This window comes from Anaerobacillus sp. CMMVII, assembly GCF_025377685.1.
In the GTDB taxonomy this organism is placed as follows: domain Bacteria; phylum Bacillota; class Bacilli; order Bacillales; family Anaerobacillaceae; genus Anaerobacillus.
In genome coordinates this window covers 96,234-117,845 of record NZ_JACEHK010000006.1, presented here as the reverse complement: position 1 = coordinate 117,845, position 21,612 = coordinate 96,234, and the positions used below count along the sequence as shown (strand labels likewise).

General features: G+C 36.9%; 22 protein-coding genes, 1 other RNA gene and 2 pseudogenes. 2 read left to right on the top strand and 23 right to left on the bottom strand.

Annotation, left to right across the window (positions count from 1 at the left end; genetic code table 11):
- Nucleotides 1-146: 146 nt before the first annotated feature.
- The 6 genes and pseudogenes from H1D32_RS09785 to H1D32_RS09760 all read right to left on the bottom strand — a co-directional run bounded on the left by H1D32_RS09785 (nucleotide 147) and on the right by H1D32_RS09760 (nucleotide 4,200).
- Nucleotides 147-665, bottom strand: coding sequence for a ribonuclease H-like YkuK family protein (locus tag H1D32_RS09785; protein ID WP_261178094.1), 519 nt, complete (start codon nucleotides 663-665; stop codon nucleotides 147-149).
- Nucleotides 666-928: 263 nt separating this feature from the next.
- On the bottom strand, nucleotides 929-1,114 hold the full coding sequence (locus H1D32_RS09780; RefSeq protein ID WP_261178093.1) for a hypothetical protein: 186 nt from the start codon (nucleotides 1,112-1,114) through the stop codon (nucleotides 929-931).
- Nucleotides 1,101-1,310 (bottom strand): hypothetical protein, encoded by a 210-nt coding sequence (locus tag H1D32_RS09775; protein WP_261178092.1) that lies wholly within the window; start codon nucleotides 1,308-1,310, stop codon nucleotides 1,101-1,103. Before H1D32_RS09775 ends, H1D32_RS09780 begins: the two co-directional genes overlap by 14 nt.
- A 135-nt stretch (nucleotides 1,311-1,445) precedes the next feature.
- Nucleotides 1,446-1,889: a GNAT family N-acetyltransferase gene (locus H1D32_RS09770; RefSeq protein ID WP_261178091.1), complete on the bottom strand. Its 444-nt coding sequence runs from the start codon at nucleotides 1,887-1,889 to the stop codon at nucleotides 1,446-1,448.
- A gap of 56 nt (nucleotides 1,890-1,945) precedes the next feature.
- Nucleotides 1,946-2,302: a hypothetical protein gene (locus tag H1D32_RS09765; protein WP_261178090.1), complete on the bottom strand. Its 357-nt coding sequence runs from the start codon at nucleotides 2,300-2,302 to the stop codon at nucleotides 1,946-1,948.
- A 378-nt stretch (nucleotides 2,303-2,680) separates the two neighbouring features.
- A pseudogene (locus tag H1D32_RS09760) lies at nucleotides 2,681-4,200 on the bottom strand (carboxypeptidase M32).
- A 271-nt stretch (nucleotides 4,201-4,471) separates the two neighbouring features.
- Here H1D32_RS09760 and H1D32_RS09755 point away from each other — a divergent pair.
- Nucleotides 4,472-4,777: a HesB/YadR/YfhF family protein gene (locus tag H1D32_RS09755; protein ID WP_261178089.1), complete on the top strand. Its 306-nt coding sequence runs from the start codon at nucleotides 4,472-4,474 to the stop codon at nucleotides 4,775-4,777.
- Between the two features lie 114 nt (nucleotides 4,778-4,891).
- Here the strand turns inward: H1D32_RS09755 and moaA are convergent, their stop codons facing one another.
- The 10 genes and pseudogenes from moaA to H1D32_RS09705 form a co-directional block, all read right to left on the bottom strand.
- Nucleotides 4,892-5,914 (bottom strand): GTP 3',8-cyclase MoaA, encoded by a 1,023-nt coding sequence (gene moaA, locus H1D32_RS09750; protein ID WP_261178088.1) that lies wholly within the window; start codon nucleotides 5,912-5,914, stop codon nucleotides 4,892-4,894.
- Nucleotides 5,915-6,093: 179 nt separating this feature from the next.
- On the bottom strand, nucleotides 6,094-8,037 hold the full coding sequence (locus H1D32_RS09745; protein WP_261178087.1) for an ATP-dependent DNA helicase: 1,944 nt from the start codon (nucleotides 8,035-8,037) through the stop codon (nucleotides 6,094-6,096).
- A 162-nt stretch (nucleotides 8,038-8,199) separates the two neighbouring features.
- Entirely contained in the window at nucleotides 8,200-8,448 is a 249-nt protein-coding gene (locus H1D32_RS09740; protein ID WP_261178086.1) for a DUF2564 family protein, read from the bottom strand.
- Nucleotides 8,449-8,501: 53 nt separating this feature from the next.
- Nucleotides 8,502-10,282: pseudogene (locus H1D32_RS09735) on the bottom strand (M3 family oligoendopeptidase).
- 185 nt (nucleotides 10,283-10,467) lie between these two features.
- On the bottom strand, nucleotides 10,468-11,604 hold the full coding sequence (locus H1D32_RS09730) for a THUMP domain-containing class I SAM-dependent RNA methyltransferase (RefSeq protein WP_261178085.1): 1,137 nt from the start codon (nucleotides 11,602-11,604) through the stop codon (nucleotides 10,468-10,470).
- A gap of 340 nt (nucleotides 11,605-11,944) precedes the next feature.
- Nucleotides 11,945-12,332: RNase P RNA component class B (gene rnpB / locus H1D32_RS09725), an RNA gene on the bottom strand.
- 66 nt (nucleotides 12,333-12,398) lie between these two features.
- The gene (locus H1D32_RS09720; RefSeq protein WP_261178084.1) at nucleotides 12,399-12,788 is read right to left on the bottom strand and encodes a reverse transcriptase-like protein; all 390 of its coding nucleotides are present in this window, start codon (nucleotides 12,786-12,788) and stop codon (nucleotides 12,399-12,401) included.
- Between the two features lie 12 nt (nucleotides 12,789-12,800).
- Complete coding sequence (gpsB, locus tag H1D32_RS09715) at nucleotides 12,801-13,109, bottom strand: cell division regulator GpsB (protein ID WP_261178083.1); 309 nt, start codon at nucleotides 13,107-13,109, stop codon at nucleotides 12,801-12,803.
- A gap of 176 nt (nucleotides 13,110-13,285) precedes the next feature.
- On the bottom strand, nucleotides 13,286-13,837 hold the full coding sequence (locus tag H1D32_RS09710) for an SLOG family protein (RefSeq protein WP_261178082.1): 552 nt from the start codon (nucleotides 13,835-13,837) through the stop codon (nucleotides 13,286-13,288).
- 257 nt (nucleotides 13,838-14,094) lie between these two features.
- Complete coding sequence (locus H1D32_RS09705; protein WP_261178081.1) at nucleotides 14,095-14,409, bottom strand: spore coat protein; 315 nt, start codon at nucleotides 14,407-14,409, stop codon at nucleotides 14,095-14,097.
- Nucleotides 14,410-14,836: 427 nt separating this feature from the next.
- Between H1D32_RS09705 and H1D32_RS09700 the strand changes: the two genes are divergently transcribed.
- Entirely contained in the window at nucleotides 14,837-15,160 is a 324-nt protein-coding gene (locus H1D32_RS09700; RefSeq protein WP_261178080.1) for a (2Fe-2S)-binding protein, read from the top strand.
- Between the two features lie 175 nt (nucleotides 15,161-15,335).
- Here the strand turns inward: H1D32_RS09700 and H1D32_RS09695 are convergent, their stop codons facing one another.
- The 7 genes from H1D32_RS09695 to H1D32_RS09665 all read right to left on the bottom strand — a co-directional run bounded on the left by H1D32_RS09695 (nucleotide 15,336) and on the right by H1D32_RS09665 (nucleotide 21,536).
- Complete coding sequence (locus tag H1D32_RS09695; protein WP_261178079.1) at nucleotides 15,336-16,100, bottom strand: 3'-5' exonuclease; 765 nt, start codon at nucleotides 16,098-16,100, stop codon at nucleotides 15,336-15,338.
- On the bottom strand, nucleotides 16,101-16,526 hold the full coding sequence (locus H1D32_RS09690) for a putative nucleotidyltransferase substrate binding domain-containing protein (RefSeq protein ID WP_261178251.1): 426 nt from the start codon (nucleotides 16,524-16,526) through the stop codon (nucleotides 16,101-16,103).
- Nucleotides 16,527-16,591: 65 nt separating this feature from the next.
- The gene (locus H1D32_RS09685) at nucleotides 16,592-17,065 is read right to left on the bottom strand and encodes a DUF294 nucleotidyltransferase-like domain-containing protein (protein WP_261178078.1); all 474 of its coding nucleotides are present in this window, start codon (nucleotides 17,063-17,065) and stop codon (nucleotides 16,592-16,594) included.
- Nucleotides 17,059-17,511, bottom strand: coding sequence for a CBS domain-containing protein (locus H1D32_RS09680; RefSeq protein WP_261178077.1), 453 nt, complete (start codon nucleotides 17,509-17,511; stop codon nucleotides 17,059-17,061). The genes H1D32_RS09685 and H1D32_RS09680 overlap by 7 nt, the downstream gene beginning before the upstream one ends.
- A gap of 2 nt (nucleotides 17,512-17,513) precedes the next feature.
- Nucleotides 17,514-17,903 (bottom strand): Crp/Fnr family transcriptional regulator, encoded by a 390-nt coding sequence (locus H1D32_RS09675; protein WP_261178076.1) that lies wholly within the window; start codon nucleotides 17,901-17,903, stop codon nucleotides 17,514-17,516.
- 124 nt (nucleotides 17,904-18,027) lie between these two features.
- Nucleotides 18,028-19,101: a P-loop NTPase family protein gene (locus H1D32_RS09670; protein WP_261178075.1), complete on the bottom strand. Its 1,074-nt coding sequence runs from the start codon at nucleotides 19,099-19,101 to the stop codon at nucleotides 18,028-18,030.
- Nucleotides 19,102-19,124: 23 nt separating this feature from the next.
- Nucleotides 19,125-21,536 (bottom strand): dynamin family protein, encoded by a 2,412-nt coding sequence (locus H1D32_RS09665; RefSeq protein ID WP_261178250.1) that lies wholly within the window; start codon nucleotides 21,534-21,536, stop codon nucleotides 19,125-19,127.
- Nucleotides 21,537-21,612: the final 76 nt, after the last annotated feature.

The window sequence follows — 21,612 nt, the reverse complement described above, 5'->3', positions numbered from 1 at the left end:
ATTGAATCAGCTGAAAGAACTCTGCGAGGACCATTAAAGGAGATAGTTATTTTGACACCTTCTATCACTAATTGTATTTTACCATAATAGGTAATATTAACCATATAAATTATATTTTTTGAGGAAGAGTAGGAGGGACTTTTCAGTTATTTTGTGTATTTGTTGGCGTAAGAGGATGCAGCATACGAATTTGGTTTAATTTTTGGTTGCAAACCAATACCTAAAATTCGCTCAGTCATTTCTTCAATTAAATGTTTAGTCTTGCCTTTTTTTCCGATATCCAAATGAACCTCAAAGGTTAGGTCGGCACCATTATCAACATGAGGTAGTAGCAAATCTACCATTTTTTCAATATGATCTTCACTAAACTGTGCGGCAACCTCTTGACTATACATCGTCTCTAAGGAAATCTTCTCTTTTAATGACGTAATTCTTCTTGGTATGATCTCCTTTTTTAAACAGCCCCATGCTCCCTTGCCAACACGATGAAGATGGATCGAGGTAATAAATTTTGTCCCTGTTGGATGCACTTGTGAATCTGTACCGATGGCCAACCGATACAAGTTAGAAGGCTCCTTTTTAATAAATTCGAGTAAATGGTCAAATATATCCTCAAAAGTCATATCTTCAGTTGTAGTATTATAAAACAGTAAGTCGTTATCCATAATCTACTCCTTTTAATGAGTGTTTTTTGAACAGCTACTTTAAAATAATTTTATTCTTACTACAGTTTATCTAGAAGTACGAATTATGTGACTAGATTAGATTGGATGTAACAGGCCAATTATGTACCATTCTGCAACAAAAATTAAAAGCTATTCTAAACCAGGATAGGTGCTTTAAGCACCTCTAAATGTTCATTAATTCCATACTAAAAAGACTTAAAGAAATTTTCTCTAAGTCTTCCAATCTTCAATATAAAAGAATGTTATTGTTCTAATATGTTTTTTAATTCAATCGTTTGTTCTCTATTCAAGGCTGAATAACCTGTTGCGGTATAATACAACACCGCACTACCATCACCTAGATACCAGATATAACGCCGGATTTCTGAAATCCCCTCCTTAGGTATATCAAGTGAAAAGAATGCTTCTGCTTCACTAAGGTAACTCACTCGGTTCTTCTACATCCTTTGCATTATTTATCAGATTCCTTAAACTAGTGATTGCTTCTGAATCTGTAATTTCATTATGAAAATGTACTCCAGAAGTGCCATTGTTATAAAAAGGAGTACCTACCTGGATAACTTCATCTACTGAACATCCTAAAAGCAATGCAGACAGAACTAATATCGTTACTAATTTTCTCACGCTAACCTCTCCCAATTTTTAGATAGGCTGTATTCTCATACAATGTTGTTTCTCATATTAGCTTTGGTCGAAACCAAGCGAATGCTTGCTTCTTCACGCTTTGAGTGAAGCTTTTGACTCATTGACTATCGATTGTTATGTTAGACTTAATTCATAATGAAAAAATAATGAATCCTGAATGTAACCATTTCTTTCATATAATCTTTGAGCAGAATGATTATTTAGCGCTGTACTCAGACTGATACTCTTAGCTCCTGTTTCAATAGCGAGATCTTTAGCTTTAGATAAAAGCATTTCTCCTACTCCATGTTTTCTGGCTTCAACATCTACATATAAGTCATTTAATATCCAAGCTCTTTTCATAGAGATAGATGAAAATGTAGGATATAGTTGAGCAAATCCTACATACTCCTCCTCCTTTTTAACGACAAATATTACTGATTCTTTGCTTTCTATCCGTTTTTTAAGATAAGCTCTAGCACCGTCTAGATCTGATTTTTGCTGATAAAACATTCGATATAAATTAAATAAATGTGACACTCCTTCTAAATCATCAATCGTCGCTTGATATACCTCCATCAATACTTCTTCCCCTCATAAATAGTTTTTTAGACTTGTTCAAACTATGCGTAAATTCATTTAAAGGATCGAGTTATATTACCGTCAGCATTATTGATAACGTACCCTTTTAATAGTTCACCATTATTAGCATTTATGTAAAAGACACCACTTGTATCTACATCTTGGTAGTATACTAGGTACCAGATGATCCCTTGAAATTCCTCAGGAAAATTAACGTCTGTTATTTTTTTCTCACTGGTATCTATTTTATAAATATAGTTTAAAAGAAATGAGGGGCTTTCGTTCTCTATATAGGAATTTGCGATCTCTATAGCTTCCTGTTGACTTATATTAGATTTGGTAATTAGATAAACACTAATTACAATTATTGAAATTAAGATTACAAACAAAGGTTTTTTTATTCTAGACATTGTAATTTCCCCCTGGTTTTTTCGTTAGCACATTAAAGAAAGAAATAAGCTGCCAAGACCGTTCATACTTTGGAAATTAAGACTCTCTATTCGTGAAATCTCTGTTAAATATAGCACTAATAGTAACATTAATTTCCATGTGATGAGAAGTAAAAATAAAAGGAGTACAAATTGTACTCCCCTTTTGGTTGTTAAGGAAATTATATGTTTATTCAACGTGGATAAGTTTAATTATAGTGACAGTCTAGCTCCAGCACCCAGCCCCTCGAGGTCAAATAACCTTCGAGAATAAAAGTGAAAGAGCACACTTTTTTTCTCGAAGAACATTTGCTTGTCGGGGCTACTAGGGCGCTTGCGCTTTGTTCTTAATCCTTTCCTTTACGAAAGGTTATAAACCGCTTTGTATTTCTTCTCTAAATACTCTACTAAATATTTTGGATTTAATCCTTCACCAGTAATATCTTCAATAATTTCTAACGGTTTTTTCATTTTTCCGTATTGATGAACGTTTTCAGTTAACCATGATTTAATTGGTGTAAAATCGCCTGCTTCTAACAGTTCATCATAGTTTGGAATTACCTCACTCATTTTGTTTTTTAACTGGGAGGCATAAATGTAGCCTAATGCATAAGATGGGAAGTAGCCTAAAGCTCCACCTGACCAATGCACATCTTGAAGTACACCTTCACCATCATGAGAAGGTCGAACTCCTAAGTACTCTTCCATTTTATCATTCCAAATTTGTGGTAAATCCTTGACTTCAATATCTCCATTAATTAACGCTTTCTCAATTTCATAGCGTAAAATAATATGCAGAGAATACGTCATTTCATCTGCTTCAATACGAATTAACGAAGGTCCGGCAACATTGATCGCTTTGTAAAAATCATCTAAAGACACATCATCGAATTGCCCTTCAGAATACTCTTTTAAAAGGCTATAATTCTTTTTCCAAAACGAATAGTTACGACCAACAAAATTTTCACAAAATAGTGACTGTGATTCATGAATTCCCATGGATGTTCCATCGCAAAGTGGTGTACCAATTAATTCTTCAGAAATATTTTGCTCATAAAGTGCGTGGCCACACTCATGAATGGTGCCAAACACCGCTGTTCTGAAATCTTTTTCATCATATTTGGTTGTTACCCGAACGTCATTACGGTTGATCGCTACCGCAAATGGATGTACGGTAGTATCAAGACGCCCTGCCTGAAAATCATATTGCAGCTGCTTTAATACTTCTAAGGAGAAATCTTTTTGCTTCTCCATTGGGAAGTTTTGATATAAAAAGTCTGTTTTCGGTTGCTCTGGTGCCTCAGTAACAGCTTTTACTAAAGGTACTAATTTTTCTCTTAACTCACCAAACACTCGGTCAAGTACATCGACTGTAACCCCTGGCTCATAATCATCTAATAAAGCGTTATAAGGATGACCCTCATAACCAATGCGTTCTACATATTTACGCAAGTAAGCAACAATTTTTTCTAAGTAGGGAGCAAAGCCTGCAAAGTCTGCCTTTTCTTTTGCCCCTTCCCAGGCTGATTCTGCTTTTGAAGTTAAGATCACGAAATCTTTATATTCTTCAGCAGGTATTTTTTTATTTTTATCGTATTCCTTTTGCTTACTTCGACTAATTTCTTCGTTATATCAGACAGTTCTGCTTGCACCTCAGGATCTGATAAAGCTCCTAAATATTGCCCCATTTCCTCTGAGACACTCATGTTAAAGACTTCTGATGATAGCGTCCCAATTGCTTCTGAGCGTTGTTCTACCCCTTTTTTCGGTGCTCCTGTTCGGAGATCCCAGAACATGAGGGATATTGCTTCATTGTAACTAGACATTTTTTTTACAAATTTTGTAAACGATTGCTCAATCTCTTTTATATTTTTCTGCATAAATGACACTCCTCTTTTCTCTATTCAAACTAACTTATTCTCCAAATGCTCCCTTCTTTCCTTCCTCCTCATGCTATTTTTTACAACTAGAGCTTTTTTCATTAACCCTTTTTCTTTTGGTAGGGTGTTATCGATTGATATTTTAAGATTAAGTAGTATACACTTGAAACATGATGGTCTTTAGGTCTTTTTATATTATTCACAGTGATTTAAGTGTAAGATATAAGCCATGATGTGCTAGGAAAATTATACATAAAGGAGTTTTTACAACATGAAATTCTCAATTAGCGAAAAAGCAGTAGATCTATATATAACTGAAATGGGGTTACGACCTGGAGATTCATTACGATTATACGTGCGTGTCGGTGGTTGTGGTTCTGGTGGATTTTCCGTAGGCGTTACAAAAGACCAACCTTCACCAACATCCTTTGTTACCACGGTCAGCAATATTCAATTTTTTGTTGAGGAAGAAGACTTTTGGTATTTAAATGGCATGACAATCGACTTTGATGAGGATTTAAATTATCTCACATTTGAAAATCCAAATATTAAAGATACTGACAATCCAAACTCATAATAAAAATCCCGAGCAAATTTAGCTCGGGATTTTTTGGGTATATTTTCAATCTACACGCTGTTGGGAGAAAATTCAAAACAAAAACACAAGGAACAAAAGCCCTTGTGTTTCACTTTACCCACCAATATGGGACATTTCGATTTTACGAATTTGCTTTTTGTCAGTATTGTCTAAGCGTTCTTCAGAGTAGCGATCATGTCGGCCACCCCAAATTTCAGCCATTCGATCCATCATTTCCTCGTCACTAGCTCCAGAACGTAACAGATCTCTTAAATCATGGCCCTCAGAGGCAAACAAACATGTGACCAGTTTACCGTCTGCACTTAACCTTGCTCTTGAACAAGTGGAACAAAACGCATCCGTTACGGATGAAATAATACCTATCTCATTATCGTTATCTATAAAACGGAATCTAGTTGCCACTTCCCCCTGATAGTTCGGCTTTACCGGCTCAATTGGGATTTCTTTATTGATTCGATCAAAGATTTCTTTCTTCGATACAACTTGCTCTAAGTTCCAACCATTTGAGTTTCCAACATCCATAAACTCGATAAAACGTAAGATGATGCCCGTATCTTTGAAATGGCGGACCATCGGTAGTATATCATCTTCATTCATGCCACGTTGAACAACCATATTAATCTTAATTCCTAAACCTGCTGCTTTCGCGGCTTCAATACCAGCAAAAACCTGATCTACTCCAACGTTACGACCATTGATTTTACGGAAGCGTTCGTCATCTAAGCTATCTAAACTAATGGTGACACGATGTAAACCAGCTGCTTTTAGCTCTTCAGCATGCTTAGCTAATAGTGAGCCATTTGTAGTCATAGCAATATCTTTAATGCCTTTGACTTCTGATAACATTTTAATCAACTGTGTGAGGTCTTTACGTACTAGTGGTTCTCCACCTGTAATCCGCAATTTTTCAATACCTGCTGCTTCAACAAATAACCTAGCTAATCTCTTAATTTCCTCAAATGTTAAAACATCATTTTTCGGTAAAAACATAAAATCCTTATCAAAAATTTCCGCAGGCATACAATAGCTGCAACGGAAGTTACAACGGTCAGTTACGGATATCCTTAAATCACGAAGTGGGCGTCCTAATTTATCATGTAAACGCTTTTTATCCATTTTTGTTCCCCCTATTCCTTCGTAGAATAATCAATCTTAGAAGGGCTGTCCACACTTTAAAGTGCTCTCTAAATTGGAAGAAATGCCACTATTCTTTTAACGAGAATAGTAGCATGTCATCATCTAGTCGTATTATAACACAGGAGTACTTAATTGTAACTATTGATGTCCCGTTATTTCTAGATTTTACTAAGGATCTCAACGTCAGCAGGTAACACGGCTTTTACTTGAGCTAATAATTCTTCATCTTCTCGTAAACGCTCATCAACAATCGTAACAATTCCTTGATCAGAACTTGTTCGAATTAAACGTCCAATTCCTTGTCTTAGTCTGAGCAACATATACGGTAGATCAACCTCTAGGAATGGCTGATTAGAATTTTTCCGCTTTCCATTAAAAACTGGGTCATTCGGTGGAAATGGTAACGACCAAATAATCACACTAGATAAAGATGGTCCAGGAATATCTAACCCTTCCCATAAGTGAATGGCACATAATGATGTTTTTTCTTCATTTTGAAAAGTATGAACAATACTACTTAACTCTTGATCCCCTTCAAATAGAAACTTGTACGCTGAAAATTGGTCACTCTTAGAAACAACTTCTCTAAAGTTCTCAAGCTCTGTTTCGTTATTAAAAAGGAGTAAGGACCTTCCGTCTGTTTCTTTTAGTACTTCGGTAATTGCCTTAAACTTATTTTCATTTTTTTCTGGAATCAGCACTTTCATATTATCTTGGTAATTAAATGGTGATTCAACCGTAAATGATAGATATTCCTTAATACCAAGGCTCCCAGAAACATATCCAAAGTCACCGTTAGTTGACAATGTTGCTGAAGAAAAGACAATCGGAAGCTTCTTAGAAAAAACCTTTTCTTGTAAAACATCTTCTACCAGATTAGGCATAATGACTAATGTTGTTGCTTCCTCTGTTTTGGTAACCCAAGTAATGACATTTTTCTTATCCGCAAGTAGTGACAACGAATATTGGAGCATATCAAGATGCTCTTCTACAATCTTTAGCTGATATTCTTCAATCGTGTATAGTTCACTTTCAAAAACAAGTGCATCTTCAAGGGCTGACAGAAGTTGTTTAAATTCTTTAATTTCACCAATTAGTTTTGACGATAACTGAAGCTCATTACGATCAGAGCCTTTTACATGGATTGTACTTGCTTCAATCGTTTGAAACAAAGCCAAACTATGGACGATAATTTCATCAATCAGAAGGGCTACCTCTTCGCGAATATCATTTGTAAGAAGTCTTTCTAGGATCTCTTCTAAAAGATCTTGGCGTACATGATAGGCTAACGCTTTTTGGGCGGCAAATTCAAGGAGATGACCTTCATCAAAGACGATGCTACTTGCTTCCGGTAAAAACGGTAACTGCCCTTTTCGTTTTCGTGATTCTTCTGTCCAAATATGCTCCATATAGAAGTCTTGAGAACAAATAATTAAATCATTTGCTTTTCGGTAATGCTCTCTTGTTAACGTCATCCCACAACGATGACGTTTTTCGCAAACGGAACAATCCTGGAACGCATCCCAATTCACTTTTTTCCATGCTTGATTATTAAGATCAGCATACGTTTTTCGGTCACCATAAAAATGAAATTGCTGCATAGGTGCATTGCTATAGACAAAGCTTGGAATCGTCATTGAGACATTTTCATAAACGTCAGCAAATTCTTCATTCTCTCGTAATTTCTCCAGTTTCTGTACACATAAATATTGATTTTGTGCTTTCGCTAACCGAACATCAATATTTAACTGGAGAATTTTTGCTAACTTTGCTATATCTCCTTCAGGCTTTACGAGCTGCTCAATCAATGCTTCATCTGCACATGCGATAATCGCTGGCTTGCCAATATATCTTGCATAACATATAGCATATAAGAGGTAAGCGATCGTTTTTCCAGTTCCGACACCCGCTTCAGCAAAAATAACTTTCTTATCCGCGAAAGCTCGTTCTAACTGAAATGCCATGAAAATTTGCTCGTCGCGGATTTCAAATCCAGCTTCAGGTAAAATATCGTAAAATACATCACCAACCCAATCACCGAGCTGAGCTATAAAAGGTTTCTTTCGATCATATGTAAAAGGTAATTTTTCAAACGATTGCATAATTTCCCCCTGCTAAAATGTAGAGTGTAATATGTAGATTTATGAGCTTTGCTTAAAACCTGCTCCAAAATTTAATATTATGCTTAACTAATACGATTTGTCAATATTTAACCATAGAAAGAAGGTGTGCCCTAGGAAAGACACACCTTGTTGTTTTAACGTTTATTCTTTTGCTTCAGTTAATTGGTGATCAAGCCTTTCAATCAACTCAGAAGAGAACTCAAAAAACTTATCGTCTACTCCTGTAGCATGTGAAAGTGCATTTGCGTATTGATTTTTCGCTTGTGCTAGAGCATCAGTTGCAGCCTCAAGCTGATCTGCATCCATACTCATCGTAGCTTGACCTACCATTCTTTGTGCGGCTTTTATGGCCATTTCCACTTGTCTAATATCATTAAACGGTTCAGACATCGTACAACCCACCTTTACATTTTTCATAAGTAGGTTATCCAGAAAAACACGTTTTATGCTTTTTTCGTTAACTTTAAGAATTCATCAACATCTGCAGCTGCTAAATCCACAGCTCCCTGCCAGAATTCAGGCTTCGTTAAATCAACATTTAAATGCTTCATTGCTAGGTCCTCAACACGCATTCTTCCTGTATCACGAAGTAAACTAATATACTTCTGCTCAAACCCTTCGCCTTCTTTAAGTGCAAGAGCATAGATACCCATACTAAACAAATAACCAAATGTGTACGGGAAATTATAAAACGGTACACCTGTGATATAAAATGCAGTTTAGACGCCCAGAAGTGCGGGTGATACTCACCTAAAGAATCGTTAAAGGCATCTTTTTGAGCTTGTTCCATTAGCTCATTTAAACGTGCAACACTTACTAAGCCTTTCTTACGCTCTTCATAAAATCTTGTTTCAAAAAGGAAACGAGCATGAATGTTCATAAAGAACGCTATACTACGACTTACCTTGTCTTCTAATAGCGTCAAGTGTTCTTCTTTAGTAGAAGCATTTTTCACCGTTGCATCAGCAACAACCATCTCAGCAAACGTTGAAGCTGTTTCAGCTACATTCATCGCATAGCCTTGTGCTAAATAAGGTAAATCATTCATCACATGCTGATGGAACGCATGCCCTAATTCATGAGCTAACGTAGAAACATTTGAAGCTGTCCCTGCATAAGTCATAAAAATACGTGATTCTTTACTTAATGGGAAACTTGTACAGAAACCACCAGGACGCTTCCCAGGACGGCTTTCTGCCTCGATCCAACTCTTATCAAAAGCTTCTTTTGTAAACTCAGCCATTTCAGGAGTCAATTGCTGAAATTGGTTGATAATAATATCTGCCGCCTCGTCATAGCTCACCTCAGGTACATCCTTTGATAATGGTGCAAACACATCATGCCAGCTTAACTTTTCTACTCCAAGGATTTCCGCTTTGCGTTGAAGGAATTCTACAAATTTCGGTTTATTTTCTGTAATTGTATTCCACATGGCATCAAGTGTTTCTTGGGACATACGGTTAATTTCAAGTGGCTCCTGTAATACTTGGTCCCAGCCTCTTTCACCATAAACCTGTAATCTAAATCCTGCTAGGTGATTTAGAGCATCAGCGCATAAATCTGCTTCGCCAGCCCAAGCTTCTTCCCACTTTTTCGAAACCTGTTCACGTAACTCTCTATTTCCACTGCTCATTTTGTTATCGGCTTGACCAACAGAAAGTTCCTGTACTTCTCCGTCTTCTTCCACTGTGATTTTCATTCGTCCGACGACCGTATCATAAAGCTGACCCCATGCATGATAACCATCAACAGCTAGCTTTTGAATCAGTGTTTCTTCCCTTGGTGACAGTTTTTCTTTGGCACGTAAACGTCTTTCCACAAGTGGATATGTAACTTCTGTAAACACATCTTGCTCAATTAATGTTAACCAGTTTTCCTCATCCATCTTTAATAATTGATCGTCAATGTTTGTTAGGATAGCTTCTAAAATTGTACGTGTTTGACTTACGGTACCTAGAAGCTGTTTTGCTTTAGCATCCTTCACATTTTGTGCATTCAAACAACTTAGGAAAGCCCCAGCTTGTCTGCTTCGTTTTGCTAATTCTTGAACTTCTAGGATCCACGTCGTCAATTCTTCAACTGTTGCGTTATTACCATGTACACCATCATGAAGTTTTTTAAGATCATTTTCCATTGTTTCTAAGAAAGCGTGAAACTGAGAAGAATCACTACCACCTGGAAAGATTGATTCTAAATCCCAAACTTGACTAAGCTTTGCAGTCATATGTATCCACCCCTAATTCAAAATTTTATGTATATTTACTATCTTAGCAGATTATTTCAAGTTATTAAAGTTTAGACTATCGAAACAATAAAAGTTTTGAGTGTTGAGTTTTGAGTTAATTGAAGGTATTGCTTCGAAGCTATAACTTTCGCCAACTCATCACTCATCACTCAAAACTCTTAACTTTAAACTCTTGGCGGTCTCGGTCCAAAAAATTGATAAAAGTCAGTCTTTATATTTCCGTTATATAGTTTACGCTTCTTTGAGGCCTTTTTTCCATACAACTCTTCAAAGCCTTCATGGGAAGTTAACATGTAAACTGACCAAGTATCAAGCTTAGCAAAAGCTCGGCCCATTTCTTTATACATATGTTCAACTTCAGCTAATTCGCCGATACGCTCCCCGTATGGAGGGTTTCCGACAATTACACCGTATTCTAGCTTTGTTGAAATATCTTTCACTTGCATTTGTTTGAATTGAAGCATGTCCCCAAAACCTGCTTCTCTAGCATTGTTAATCGAAAGATCGACCATATTATGATCAATATCCGTACCGATAATTTGAAGCGGTTGGTCGTAATTGGCAAGGTCTTCAGCTTCTTCCATCGCTAAACTCCAATTATTTTGCCCAACCCACTCCCAATCTTGTGAAGCAAAATCACGATTAAAGCCTGGTGCAATATTTTGTCCAATCATCGCTGCTTCAATCGACAGTGTCCCTGAACCGCAAAATGGATCCCAAAATGGACGATCTGGATGCCAGTTTGTCAGCATAAGCATTGCAGCTGCCATTGTTTCTTTTAGTGGTGCTTCACTATGGAGATAACGATACCCACGTTTATGTAAACCAGTTCCACTCGTATCAATTGTTAGCGTAACGATATCTTTTAATAAAGCCACCTCAATCCGAAAGAAAGGTCCATCTTCATCAAACCACGCCCGCTTATATGTTTTTTTCATACTCTCAACAACTGCTTTTTTTACAATGGCTTGGCAGTCGGACACGCTAAATAAGGTTGACTTAACCGACTTCCCAATGACAGGGAATTCACCATTTTCAGGGATCCACTGTGCCCATGGCAGTGCTTTCGTTTTTTCGAAAAGTTCATCAAATGTTGTTGCCTTAAACTCTCCAACGACTAATTTTACGCGATCCGCTGATCTAAGCCATAAATTCAGCCTAGTAATCGCCTTTTCATCTGCTTCAATGATAACTTTACCATTTTCCACTTGTACGTTTTCATACCCTAAATCTTTTACTTCTCGAGCGACTATTGCTTCAAGCCCCATAGATGCAGTTGCAATTAATTTAATGTTTCCCATAATATATCCTCTCTCGGTTAAAATTTGCTTCTACCATTATAGAATGTAGAATGTAAAATGTCTAATAGTGTAGAGTTTAGAGTGTAGAGTGTAAAGTTGTGAATGCAAGAGCTCCGAAGTCTCTTAACACTCGAACAACTCTACATTCTAAACTTAAAAAAGACTTCATTGATTATGCCCACAATCACTCTACACTCTACACTCTAAACTAAAAAAACTTCACCGATTATGCCCTCAACAACTCTAAACTTTACACTCTACACTCTAAACTAAAAAAGAAAAACCCCACACAATAAGTGTAGAGTTCTCATTTACATATAAAGAGTTTTAGCTATAAGCGTTCGATAAGCCATGTTTTGTTCCTTTGTACTGCAAGCGGCTATTCACCTCGTACTCCGGTGGTAATCATCTATCTACAAGAAGCAAAGCTCCTTGTCCTTCTCTTGGTTCAATTCCCTCAAGAAGGTTCCCCTACCAAATTTGGGTTTCTCGCTCGTGGGGTTTACCTCGTTCCACTCTACTCGTTTCCGAGTAGACTCCGTCACTGTGGCACTTTCAAGGTATTAACACCATATCTAGAAGACTTAGGTGCGTTCCCTGCCGTTAGCTCAGTCGAAACCAAACTACCCTAGCTTATGACTTCGCTAGGCACGAACACTACGGTCATCGCAGACCGTGCGAGCATGGACTTTCCTCAACATCAAAAGATGCAGCAATTACCTGAACGCCTATTGGCTGTCGTCATGACGACAAAAATAAGTATATCATTACTACAGAATAATTCCAACCGGGAATTATTTCCTGTTTAGTTGAATTGCTTTTTTTGCAAGTTGATCAGCAGGGTTCGATTTACTTGGAACCCATTTAATAAAAAATAAATCGAAGTTATCTATATAGGTTACCGCTTTGTCGATCAGAGTCTTGAAAGGCTCTCGCTTTGCATACCGTTTTTCGACTGTATCTTCCACGATTTTAGAATCAGTCCGAAACGAAACAACTGAGTAGCTACTCTCAGTGCAAATTTCTAGAGCTTTGATTAATGCCCAGAATTCAGCTTCATGACTTGTCATCTCTCCCAGTGGAATTGAATAATGTTTGACGGTCCCATTTGCTTTAATAAAAATTCCAGCACCCGCTTGCCCTGGGTTGCCAGTACTAGCGCCATCAATATATACTTCGATCAATGTAACTACTCCTTAGTCAAAAAGTTTATCCCCAAATACATGTTTCTCTAGATTTGATAACCTCTTTAAAATATCATAGTTCGTATTGCCAACTGTAGGGGTTGGTCGTGTTTGCTGTTGAGCAAGTTTTTCTGCTTCTTGCTTTAACCTTGTATTTTCACTTACAAGAAGATCAATTCTTTTTTGAAATAACTCATAATCTTTTATTACAGCATCTAAAAATTTATCAACTTCATCTTGGTTATAACCTTTTAAGCTAGTCTTAAATTCTTTTTCTAGTATCTCTTTTGGTGTTAGTTGTGAAACCTTCTTTTCAACCATGCTCCGTTCACCTCTATAAGTTAAGATAATTATAATGTGTTTTCAATGAATAACGTTTCAAGACTATGACTAAGCCTAAGTTTACATTTATTCTATAGAAGAAATGTTAATGCTATGAATATACACCATCATTTTCTATATTTTTTCAAAACATTATGAAGTTGTCAATTAGAAAATTACCAATCAAACATTTCATCTTGGTAAACTTGTTCAATTTCATCTGGAAATATGTAAAATAATTGATAATTACTATTTTCAGTGCGTGCTTTCGCATATGTTATATAGTAACTAGGTGAACCTGGTTTGTCATCATCGTAAATGACTAAAAGTCCGTCGCTTTTCTCAATGATGAATTGGTTTTTTAATTTCAACTGACTTGGGTTTTCATACTCCCTCTTAGTAATACTATCGACAAAATCTGCTTGTTGTAAAACTCGATTGTACTGTTCTTTTTTTAATTCATTCCAATTACTTTCTTGGTTTAAAAAAGGGGTCAAAACCGCGAGCTTAAGTTGCGGATAGTTACGCTTAAGTTCAATAACCACTTCAGCACACCAAAGCTCAACCCCAAGTTGACCGGAGATTAATACCCACTCTAATCCATCGTCGATAAAAGAAAGTAAGCGTTTCTCTAAAACCTTCTTTATATATTTTATCCCTGGATGTTTCTCATCAAAAATTCCTAACTCGTGGGTCTTATAGCCTGTTACAGCTAATACTTTTACCATTTTTTATACACCTACTAAAAAATAATCATGACCAATAAGAAAAGCGCAAGCGCCCTGTTAAGCCCCGACTAGCAAATGTTCTTCGAGAAAAAAAGTGTGCTCTTTCACTTTTATTCTCGAAGGTTATTTGACCTCGAGGGGCTGGGCGGTGGAGCTAGACAGTTATTACGTTGAAATTTTATAAATTATTATCTTTTAAAAAAGGGCATGCATAGTAATTATGCCATACCCTTTAAATGAAATGCCACTATTTCAAATTAGAAGAAGCGACGACGTGGTCCAACTCCTGGTGCTCCAAACCCTGGTCCTGCAACTCCTGGTCCTGGTGCAGGCATTGGTGGTCCTGGCGGGCACATAAATTGCTGATTTGCAACCTGATCAACTTGTGATACAGTTTGCGGGAAGTTATGATAGTGCTTATAAAGGTGTTTGTTCACTACTGTTGTATGAGTAGGATGAACCTCTGGCACAATATACTCGCAGCAATTATATACTACATTTTGTTGAGTAGGGTGAATACGCGGTGGCAACACTTGAGATTGTACAGCTGGTCTTGGTCTTGGAAAGAACATTTTGGTTTCCTCCTTTTTTTATTGGTACAATATCAACCTATGAAGAAACCGGCGCAGATGTACTAGTGTATTCACCTAATTTATTCAAAAACTCACGAAATTCCAGTCATAACATAAAAAGTCAAGCCAATCATAACGAAAAACATCACTAATATATAAAACGCCATCGTAATCTCTCCAATTAACATAATAATTTCTTTACATACAACGTATATTTTATTGAGAAAACGAAACAATGACAATAGGAAATTATGGTATAATCGTAAAAAGTGTCATAGTGCGAGTTTTTTCTACATTTTAGTAATCTGAAATTTGCGACAATAGGCACAAAACCCCGAAATAACGCTGTTTTTGCGCTTACCCAGGAAATATATTTCCTTGATTTCTCGGCAATAAATAATGGATAAATAGAAAGGTGGAATGAAGGTTGGCAACGATAAACGTCATTGATTACCTCTCTTTTGAAGGAGAGGAAGGAAAAAAGCTCGTCCATGTATTAGAAGATAATGGTGTCGACATTTTACATCGGTGTGGAGGAAAAGCTAAGTGCACATCTTGTAGAGTGGAAGTTATCGAAGGAGACTTTGGTCCAATATCAGAACAAGAACAACAAACATTAGCAAACAAAGGGCATAATGGAGATAACATTCGTTTGTCATGTCAAGTCCGCGTCAGTGGTGATGCTACAGTAAAAGCCGTAATGACGAAAACGAACTCTAATTTAGAACCTGGTCCAAGACCTGAAGAATAAAATTGATCGTACTTCAAACGGTTAGAAAGAGAGGTTGACTGTTACTAGTCAACCTTTTTTCCATGTTCAATTAAATGCTGCCTCTGTGGTCCAGTAGGTCCTCGAGGCAAAGCTGCATGTGGTAACTCTAGAAGTAACACATGTTGTAAACGAGGTCAGTAGCTTTTGTCGGGGCTTAAATAGGCGCTTGCGCTTTTCTTACAATCAACTTCCCCTTCTTTTTCCCTCTAATTTTCAAATAATCTTCAATTGTATGAATGTCTTTTTTCTTTAACATCATTAACAGCTTCATAAAAATTTCCGCTGTCATTTGCGCGTCATTAAGCGCATGATGACGCTCTTTCGGTTCAATATGAAAGTAGGAGACTAGTCCGTCTAATTTATTGTTTACTTTCGGTTGCAGGAAATTAGCAAGAAAATAGGAATCTATGAATAATGGATTATACTTAGGTAGGCCCCAACGTTTCGCCATAACTTTTAAAAAATGAACATCAAATGAGGCTGGATGAGCAACTAATACAGTGTCTTGACTAAACTGCAAAAATTTTAAAAATGCCTCTTGAAATGTTTTACCATTTCCTACCTGTTCTTTTGTAAGGTTGGTTAGTTCATAAATATAATCGGGGATTTCACCAATTGGCGAGATTACCTCATAAAAGTGTTCCGGAAACTTTATTTGATTAACATTCATTTTCATCGCACCAATCGAAACGATCTCGTCACCTAGTCTGGGGAAAAATCCTGTTGTTTCTAAATCGAAAACAGTAAAGGTTGTTTCCTCTAAGCTTTGTTTTAAAGATAGTGTCGGATTGTTTTTGTACAGATATTTGATAAGCTGTTGTTGAAAGTTTACATCTAAGTATTTTTGTTGTTTATTCTTGTACTGAAATTGATCAAACAAAACATATTTGATAATTCGGATGGATGGGATTGGCTCCATTTAAATTCCCCGCTTCCGGCCAAAACTGAGTTCACTCATTTGCTGAAGACGTTTAGCAATACTTAAGGCTTCTTTAAGAATTTTTCGTTCTTCTTTGTCAACCGTATCTAATGACAATTCATTTGATAAAGGTTGCTCGGTTCTAAGCTGCCGGATATTGTTTTCCAATCTCATTTTCATCAGAATGTGTAGGGCCGTTTCGGCATTTTTTACATCACGGGGGTGAAGAACTTCCATCTCCTTCAACAAATGAAGTCGTTTGATTGTATTTTCTTCGGTTACTCCATTCTTAATTGCAAAAATCCGTATCCCATTAATTATTTGCATGATTGCTGCTTTTTTCAGGTTGATCGCATGTTCCTTTCCTGAAGTCGTAATCATCCCAAATGGGTTTAATGGGACACGAAATCTAATCGTATCCTTCATTAACAACAAGTGAAGGATTTTTCCTTTTGTTACAATTGCAGTTGTTGCCTCTCGTAGTCGACTAGCTAAAGAAAATCACCAAAAATAGGTCGATAGTCAATAAAAATCGTAAAATCTCTAATTTCTTCAGCGTCAGTTTCCTTGACCCAGCGCTCAACTTCCGAAGTCCACTCTTGAAGAGAACGACGCCATTTTGTATTTTTTGCCATTACACCTCCAGTACAAAGAGGAAATCCACATGCAAGTAAGCCTGCATTGACTTTTTCAGCAAAGGTTTTAAAGTAATCCTCAATCTCTTGTTTGTTTGGCAAATGCTCATAATTATCAAGGATCAATCCATTATCTTGGTCCGTACTAAACGCTTGTTCCTTCCTCCCCTGACTCCCCATGACAATAAAACAGTAATTAATAGGAGGCGTGCCAAACCCTTCGTTTTTCATCTCTCTTAACGCAAGTTTAATAACTTGGCGATGCATTTTATCATTGTAATTTGAAATAAGCTCGCAAACATCATAGGCATACGTATTTTCTGCTAACAATACCTCGACAAATCGATGAACAAACGGTTTGTGATTGTAGAAAATTTTACTAACCGTTCAAGCGTGACTGCATGATCTATCCCGTGAGTTAAATTGACATAATTTGAATCTTGCAGCTGTAGAAATGATTCCGCGGTTAAAGTCCCGACCACTTTGTCTTGCCTAAGTACAGGGATAAAATCAACATGATCATCCTTAAAGTACGATAGCACATCATATGAAAACGAATCGACAGTAGCCCAATATGGCCTCTTGTTCATAATATCCTTTACAAGCTTGTTCGTTTCACCTGAAACGATCACATGTAACAGGTCTCTTTGTGTTACGGTCCCGATTAGGCGATTTTCATTATCCACAACCACTAACCCTGTGCTCGTTTGTGAACGTAGTCGTCTAGCAGCTGAAACAATGGTATCGTCAACTGATATCGTTGTTGCTTTATTCATAATCAAGTCAACTCTCGTACGAATAGCGGGATATTTTCCGTATCCTCCCGGTTATGTTCTTGTTTTATTTCATCGTATAAAGTTTTCATCCGATCGCCGATGCCTTCTAATACGATTTCAGAAAAGGCTTTATTATCAGTCATGACTTGTAACAAAGCCGTTTTCTTCAAAAGAATGACTTCACAATCTTGAATTGCTTGAACGGAAAACGTCATCTGTCCACCAGCTAGCATAATCATTAAACCAATTAAATCTCCAGGATAATAATAACGAACGGAAAACTGTTCCCCATTCGTTTTATGAAGAATGTTTTTTGCCGAACCTGCTACTAAAAAGTAAAGCTCAATCTCCTCCTCATCCTCATGAAACAAAAATTCATTTTTTTTAAACAAAAGTAACTTGCCTCTTTCGTAATCCCTGCAAATTCTACTTCTGTTAAAATATCAAAAGGTGGCGTATCTCGAAGCTTTTTGTGGTCAACTTGGTTCACCATCACACATCCTCACCAAAACAAATTTAGAAAACGTATTTACGTAGCTCTTGATGTTCTTCTTCTAGCAACGTAAGCTCTGTCTGATCAAATAGTGCTTCAAAACGGTTTAATTCATGTAAAATTGCATCTTTTAATCGGAGCTTTAGCATATTCTCTAATTCCTGAAAATAGAGTTCAAAGGCGTCTCGATATCGTTGTGTACTTTCTTCAATAACGTTACTCGCCTTCTCCACCCCATCTAACACAAGTACCTCTTTTAAGTTCTTAATCATGCCATTTTCAAAGAAGTCCTTTTTCGTCTTAAGAAAGGTGAGATAATTAGTAGCCTCAATTGTCATGTGCAGGTCTTGGAGTGGAACATTGATTGACTCAATTTCAATATCTTGATCAACAAACAGAAAAGGAAGTTCTTTTTGTAGCACAATTTCTTCATCTGCGATCCATTTTTTTGCTCGACCTTTCATTGCTTCTTCCATTCGAATAGCGGTTGCTCCTAGTTCTTGCTTTAGAAAATATTCGCCTAACCCTCTCCATTCTTTGATTTGTGCAGCTAACTGGGCATGAAGCTCTCTTTTGCTACTGCCTGTTATTACAGAAACGTTAATCGCACTACCAAAGTAATCATTTAAGACGAACCGCATTCTTTCTCGTAAATAGAGGACTAACTGTTCAAATTCATGAAGCACATCGCGCGTTGCATAGGCAAACGAAGAGCTATCTACTTTTTTCATTTGGGTAGCAACAATATCCTTAAACTGTTGATGTTTTTGCTCTTTTATGACGGTTTCTTCCTTCATGAAACTGATACTATCATTTGCTTTATTGATAAATTGCTTTAGTTCATTTGTAATCAGGGTCACGCTAAGCTGCTTCAATTCTAAGATCGTATAATCATAAAACGCACACTCAAACTGTGAAAAGCTCGTTTCTTGATCGGTTCCCTGCTTTTTATCAAGCAGCCCCTCTTTACTAGATAAATGATAAAGGCGCGGTTCTTCAAGACCATTTCTAACTAGTTGATCATAAACATGCTTTCTTACACCGTGTAACTCACCTTCACTACTAGCTAAGTCAGCAGCATTAATAATAAAATACAATTTATCTTGCTGAAAACTTTCGTTTACTTTCGCCATTGTTGTAAAAAGTATTGATCCGCCTTCGAAAAAGCATGATTATAGTAGGTTAAATAAAAAATCGCGTCAGAAGATCTCATTTGTTGGAAAGCCACATTCGTATGTCGACCATGAATTGAGTTCACACCAGGTGTATCAACTAAGACAATCCCTTTTAGAGTAATTGGTGCATCGTAATAGATATGAACCTTTTCAATTAAACACGCCTTACTTTCATCTGCTACGAAACCTTGCAATTCTTCTAGTGAAACATATAAGTCTGTCCCTAATGTCCATTCACTTTCCTCTGTACTAGTCTGGATCGTGACTAAATACTCCGCATATGTTTTTTGCCAACTTGAAATAAAGTCCTTCATTGATGGCTTCCAAGTGTGAAGCGTTTTTAGTGTTAGCTTCAGATCAATTTGCTCAGCGACAGTGACAATTTCCTCATTCAAGCTTTGTTGTGATTTTAAAGTCACAACAACAGTCCCATGAGGATGTTCTGCCGTTGATTTTTGCACAGTACTAACAGTAGCAGTTGTCGGATGTGGAGAAACCGGTAAAACATTGTCTCCTAAAAGAGCGTTCGCAAAGCTAGATTTCCCTGCACTAAAGGCACCAAATAATGAAACAATATAGTTTTGCTTTTCATAACGGCCAATCCTCTCAAGAAGGTGATCCCGTTCCTGTGCCAATAGGCTAGTCTTTTGAAATTTCAGTAACGTATTTTTTATGTTTTCTAACCAACGAGCTGTGTCATCCTCCGAAAAGCTAATTGCCACTTCCTTATTCTTAATAATTGTCTCAGTATTAATCACGCTATCATTTTCAAAAATGACCTTTGTAAAAGCATTTTTACGATCTGGATATGTTCCTTGCATTGCCTGGTTCAGCTGTTCATAAAACTTACGATCAAGCGGTAATTGTTCTAAACGCTTTTGTACTTTTTCTAACAGTTCTTGATAAGACTCTTTTACATTTTCTATCCTGATGTTATATTCTTGAATTTCTTTGTTCTTAGCTAGCTTGTTCTCTAGCTTCTTTATCTCTTCATTTATATAGGGTTTAATCCCCGAGATTTGTATGTCTACTAAAGCTTTTGCCTTTGCTTTTACTTCCTTTATAATCGTATTGGTAATTTCTCCGGTGAAGGTAAAAACATACTCACGGCTAGCATGAGCGGTTAAGACACGCTCTTTGAGTAACTCCTTGGTGACAAAGTATGGCAGGTTACTATAGGCCTCTTCAAAAGCATCGACATTAGAAAGTTGTGTTCGATCGACCTTCTGAAAATAGCTTTGAACATGAAAGACCAGTTGAGATTTGACCTTATCTTGTAGTTCATTAACGAGCTTTTGTAGACGCCTTTCCTGTTCCTCGAGCGTTTTCTTTTTCGAGAAAAGTAAACCGACTTTGAAACCAGGCTGTAAACTTTCAATCCAATCACGAGCCAAATCAGTTGTTATTGCTGGAAATAACGTAACATTTTTAAACAATGTACCAAGCTCTTGATCGAACTGCCCCCACAGCTCTTCCTCGAAGTTTCTGAGTGAAATCATTTGAGAGGTTAGCTTTTCTCCTTCAGATAATTGTTCAATATCGTAGCCCTTTTCCTTCATCTCACTGATTAACTCAAGCGTCATTTCTTGCTGCTCATCTTGAAGCCTATGCAAAACAGCTTGATAAAATCCATGCTCTAGTCTTAACTGAGATCCTTCGGTGACCTGTTTACTTTGAAACAACAAGCCCTTAAGTTGCTTTTCTAGTAACGAAAATTGATTTAGGGGATGCTCCGTGTTTTTCATCGACGTAAAATATAGTCCAAAATACTTAATATCCCAACGAGCGAAGACTTCTTCAATCGATTTCTTAAACAATGAAAAGGGAATTTCCGCTTCGTTATGTTTATCGATTTGGTTAATAACAATATAAATCAACTTTTTTTCCAACGTTAATTGTTTTAAAAAATATAAATTTGTTTCTGATTGAACATGGTTATAGTCCATCACATAAACAATCGCATCTGTTGTATAAAGCTGTTCAACTGTCACCGCTTCGTGCGTCTCATCCGTTGAATCAACTCCAGGAGTATCTAGAATACAGCTATGCTCACCAAGGAACGGCAAGGGCGCCGTAATCGTCATTTTGGTAATCTCACCGCCGTTCATCCCCCACTCTCTAACTTTTGTCCAAGGAATTTCTCCTTGCCACACTTTTGGTTGGGATTCTTTAGCATGAACAGTTAAACCTTGTAGCCCATTTTTGATTTCAATTATATTAGCACTAGTGGGGATTGGGCTTGTGGGAAGAACTTCCGCTCCTAATAATGTATTTAGGATTGTTGATTTCCCAGCAGAAAAGTGTCCACAAAAAGCCACTTCAAACATTCCAGTGCTTTTTTTCTCGTGCAGCTTCACCAATCGTTTTGTTCTTCTTTTGAAAAAGGAAATGTTCCCTCTAGTCTAGTTAGTTGTTTTTCTTTAATCACTATAT

Coding starts and splice junctions, on each gene's coding strand:
- H1D32_RS09785 (WP_261178094.1), bottom strand. CDS start 665: ATGGATAACGACTTACTGTTTTATAATACTACAACTGAAGATATGACT.
- H1D32_RS09770 (WP_261178091.1), bottom strand. CDS start 1,889: ATGGAGGTATATCAAGCGACGATTGATGATTTAGAAGGAGTGTCACAT.
- H1D32_RS09765 (WP_261178090.1), bottom strand. CDS start 2,302: ATGTCTAGAATAAAAAAACCTTTGTTTGTAATCTTAATTTCAATAATT.
- H1D32_RS09755 (WP_261178089.1), top strand. CDS start 4,472: ATGAAATTCTCAATTAGCGAAAAAGCAGTAGATCTATATATAACTGAA.
- moaA (WP_261178088.1), bottom strand. CDS start 5,914: ATGGATAAAAAGCGTTTACATGATAAATTAGGACGCCCACTTCGTGAT.
- H1D32_RS09745 (WP_261178087.1), bottom strand. CDS start 8,037: ATGCAATCGTTTGAAAAATTACCTTTTACATATGATCGAAAGAAACCT.
- H1D32_RS09740 (WP_261178086.1), bottom strand. CDS start 8,448: ATGTCTGAACCGTTTAATGATATTAGACAAGTGGAAATGGCCATAAAA.
- H1D32_RS09730 (WP_261178085.1), bottom strand. CDS start 11,604: ATGGGAAACATTAAATTAATTGCAACTGCATCTATGGGGCTTGAAGCA.
- gpsB (WP_261178083.1), bottom strand. CDS start 13,109: ATGGTTGAAAAGAAGGTTTCACAACTAACACCAAAAGAGATACTAGAA.
- H1D32_RS09710 (WP_261178082.1), bottom strand. CDS start 13,837: ATGGTAAAAGTATTAGCTGTAACAGGCTATAAGACCCACGAGTTAGGA.
- H1D32_RS09705 (WP_261178081.1), bottom strand. CDS start 14,409: ATGTTCTTTCCAAGACCAAGACCAGCTGTACAATCTCAAGTGTTGCCA.
- H1D32_RS09695 (WP_261178079.1), bottom strand. CDS start 16,100: ATGGAGCCAATCCCATCCATCCGAATTATCAAATATGTTTTGTTTGAT.
- H1D32_RS09690 (WP_261178251.1), bottom strand. CDS start 16,526: ATGAAGGATACGATTAGATTTCGTGTCCCATTAAACCCATTTGGGATG.
- H1D32_RS09680 (WP_261178077.1), bottom strand. CDS start 17,511: ATGAATAAAGCAACAACGATATCAGTTGACGATACCATTGTTTCAGCT.